The 3,017-nt window shown below is 70.3% G+C and carries 5 protein-coding genes; 3 read left to right on the forward strand and 2 right to left on the reverse strand.

All coding sequences use genetic code 11. From position 1 onward, the window contains the following. Window positions 1-607: ERAP1-like C-terminal domain-containing protein (locus tag VOI19_RS17220; RefSeq protein ID WP_323794180.1), on the forward strand; the 607-nt coding region annotated here is incomplete at its 5' end. A 51-nt stretch (window positions 608-658) separates the two neighbouring features. Here the strand turns inward: VOI19_RS17220 and VOI19_RS17225 are convergent. After that, window positions 659-1,051, reverse strand: a complete 393-nt coding sequence (locus VOI19_RS17225) for a DUF5130 family protein (protein WP_323794181.1) — start codon at window positions 1,049-1,051, stop codon at window positions 659-661. Between the two features lie 9 nt (window positions 1,052-1,060). After that, window positions 1,061-1,426 (reverse strand): hypothetical protein, encoded by a 366-nt coding sequence (locus VOI19_RS17230; RefSeq protein ID WP_323794182.1) that lies wholly within the window; start codon window positions 1,424-1,426, stop codon window positions 1,061-1,063. A 99-nt stretch (window positions 1,427-1,525) separates the two neighbouring features. Here VOI19_RS17230 and VOI19_RS17235 point away from each other — a divergent pair, with 99 nt between their 5' ends. Further along, entirely contained in the window at window positions 1,526-2,566 is a 1,041-nt protein-coding gene (locus VOI19_RS17235; RefSeq protein WP_323794183.1) for a mechanosensitive ion channel family protein, read from the forward strand. A gap of 5 nt (window positions 2,567-2,571) precedes the next feature. Next, window positions 2,572-2,973, forward strand: coding sequence for a globin (locus VOI19_RS17240; RefSeq protein WP_323794184.1), 402 nt, complete (start codon window positions 2,572-2,574; stop codon window positions 2,971-2,973). Window positions 2,974-3,017: the final 44 nt, after the last annotated feature.

Here is a 3,017-nt window from a genome sequence, read left to right on the forward strand (position 1 = left end):
GCTCACCTTCGCGCGCACCTACGCCGGTGCTGCGCGCAGCGACGAGGCGCTCGCCGACCTCGAGGGTCTGCTCGACGGGTCGGTCGTGATCGACGGCCTCGCCGTCGACACCGACCTGCGCTGGACGTTCGTCACCGGCCTCGCGGCCCGTGGCCGCGCCGACGACGCGCGCATCGACGAGGAGCTCGCGCTCGACAACACGATCTCCGGCCAGGAGAACGCTGCCGCCGCGCGCGCCGCCATGCCGACCGTCGAGGCCAAGGAGCGCGCCTGGAAGCAGGCGATGCTCGACCCGACGACGCCCAACGAGACCGCGCGCAGCGTGGTGCTGAGCTTCATGCGCCACGACCAGGACGACGTCCTGGCGCCGTACGTCGATCGCTACCTCGACGCCGTCACCTCCACGTGGGAGACCCTGGGCGCCCACAAGGGCTCGGTGGCGCTGGAGTACATCTTCCCCAAGCCGCTCGCCTCTGCTGAGCTGCTGGAGAAGGTCGACGCCTGGCTCGCCACGGCCGAGGCCAACCCCGGTGCGATGCGCTACGTGCGCGAGGGCCGGGCCGAGGTCGCGCGCGCCCTGGCCGCCCAGGCCAAGGACGCCGAGTAACCCACCGCCTGTCGCTGAGTCGGCGCGTCTTCGCGCCGACTCGGCGTGAGGTCAGGACCCGGAGTGGAGGGTGTTCTCGGGGCGGGCGGCCTCAGCGAGCTGCTGGATGCCGCGGCGCAGTCCGCCGACCACATCGCCCTCGGCGAACGACGCCGCCATCGAGGCGACGGCGAGGTCGGCCTGGTGGTCGCCGAGCGAGCGTCGTACGTGACCGCCGGTGACGACCTCGATCGCTCGCTCCGCGGGGTCGACCATGATCAGGATGCTGCGTGAGGGCGCGACGAGCGAGTTGTGCAGGCTCGTCGCGAAGTCGTGGGGGTCGCCGTCACTGGTGCCGATGAACACCGAGAACTCCGCGCGGCACAGCTGCTCGGCCTTGCGCATCGCGAGGTCGAGCTCGGCACGCTGCGCGCCGGTGAGGGTGTGGTCGTGGATGCCGGACATGTCCGTGACCTACCAGCGACCGCTGGCGCCGCCGGCGGCCGAGGTCTCGCCGTCCGGGGCCGCGAGCTCACCAGAGGTGCGCGGGCCGCCGAGCCACTGGTCCTCGACGCCCTGCGAGCCAGGCGCGATGCTCTCGCCACGCACCATCGCCGGGAGGTAGGTCAGCACCGCGATGACCACGAAGAGCAGCAGCGGGATGCCGCCCAGCAGGAGCAGGGCGTTGAGGCCGTCGACCGGCTCCGTGGCCGGCCAGCCCTCGGCGGGCTCGGCCGAGGCGGGCCCGGCGAACATCAGCGTGGTCGCACCGGTCGCGGCAAGAGCAACGGACACGGTGGCGAGTCGTCGGACGGCGGCGGCAGTCGGCGAAGGGTTCACGCGCAACAGGGTATCGGCACTCGGCGCCCCGACGCAGCCGAGGCACGGGAGTGGGCAGGTGATTCGGACGACACCACCTCACCTGCTAGGCATGGGTCCATGAGTTTCTCCATCACCGGCCTCGTGGCCTCCGGGTTGATCGATTCCGAGACGGACACCAGCATCAACACGTGCGGCGACGGTGAGGACATCTGCGAGTTCGTCTTCAAGATCACCCAGAACTCGACGCTGGCCAACTGGTCGGACGTCCTGATCGGCATCCCGCTGGCCATCCTCGGCCTCCTCGTCCTGGCCCTCGGCATCCGCTGGGTGCTGCGCAAGGCCATCGACCGCGTCGTCAAGCGCGCCGAGGACCCGGCGACCAGCAAGCTGGGGATGGCCTCGGAGCGCGCCAACCCGATGGCTGCGGCGCGGCGCGCTCAGCGTGCCGAGACGATGGGGTCGTTGTTCAAGTCGATCGTGACCGGCGTCGTCGTGGCGGTCTTCGGCACGATGATGCTCAGTGAGATCGGCGTCGACATCGCCCCTATCATCGCGAGCGCCGGCATCATCGGCATCGCGCTCGGCTTCGGCGCCCAGTCGCTGGTCAAGGACTTCCTGTCCGGCATCTTCATGATCCTCGAGGACCAGTTCGGGGTCGGTGACATCGTCGACGTCGGCGAGGCGATCGGCACCGTCGAGGCAGTGAGCCTGCGAGTCACTCGGCTGCGCGACATCAACGGCACCGTCTGGTACGTCCCCAACGGCGAGATCATGCGGGTCGGCAACCAGAGCCAGAACTGGTCGCGCACCGTGCTCGACGTGGGCGTCGGCTACCACGAGGACATCGCCCGCGTGCGCAAGGTGCTCGAGGAGATCGCCCACGCGATGTGGGAGGACGAGGACTTCGAGGGCCAGGTCATCGAGGAGCCCTCGGTCTGGGGCGTCCAGGAGCTCGCCGCGGACGCCGTGACCATGCGTGTCGTGCTCAAGACGACGCCGGGCTCGCAGTGGGCCGTGGCGCGCGAGATGCGCCAGCGCATCAAGGCCCGCTTCGACCACGAGGGCATCGAGATCCCCTTCGCCCAGCGCGTGGTGTGGCACCGTCAGGAGCCCTCCGCGGGGTCCACGACCGACGGCGTCACCACCGGAGCAGAATGAGCCCGATGAACATCACCCCGGGCACCCCGGACGAGCGCAGCTTCTACGAGGAGATCGGCGGCCACGAGACCTTCCGCCGCATCGTGGCGGGCTTCTACGCCGGCGTCGCGACCGACGAGGTGCTGCGGCCGCTCTACCCCGAGGAGGACCTCGGCCCCGCCGAGAAGCGCTTCCTGCTGTTCCTCATCCAGTACTGGGGCGGCCCGACGACCTACAGCGACACCCGCGGCCACCCGCGCCTGCGGATGCGTCACGCGCCGTTCGCGGTGACCCCCGAGGCCAAGGACCGTTGGCTGGTGCACTTCCGCGCCGGCCTCGACGAGGTCTCCCTGACCCCCGAGCAGGATGCCCGCTTCTGGGAGTACGTCACCCACGCGGCTCAGTTCATGGTCAACACCCTGGACTGACCGCTCCCAGCAGCAGCTCGCGCAGCTCGGCCCGTTCGGTGGTG

This window comes from Nocardioides sp., from assembly GCF_034670285.1.
Lineage (GTDB): Bacteria > Actinomycetota > Actinomycetes > Propionibacteriales > Nocardioidaceae > Nocardioides.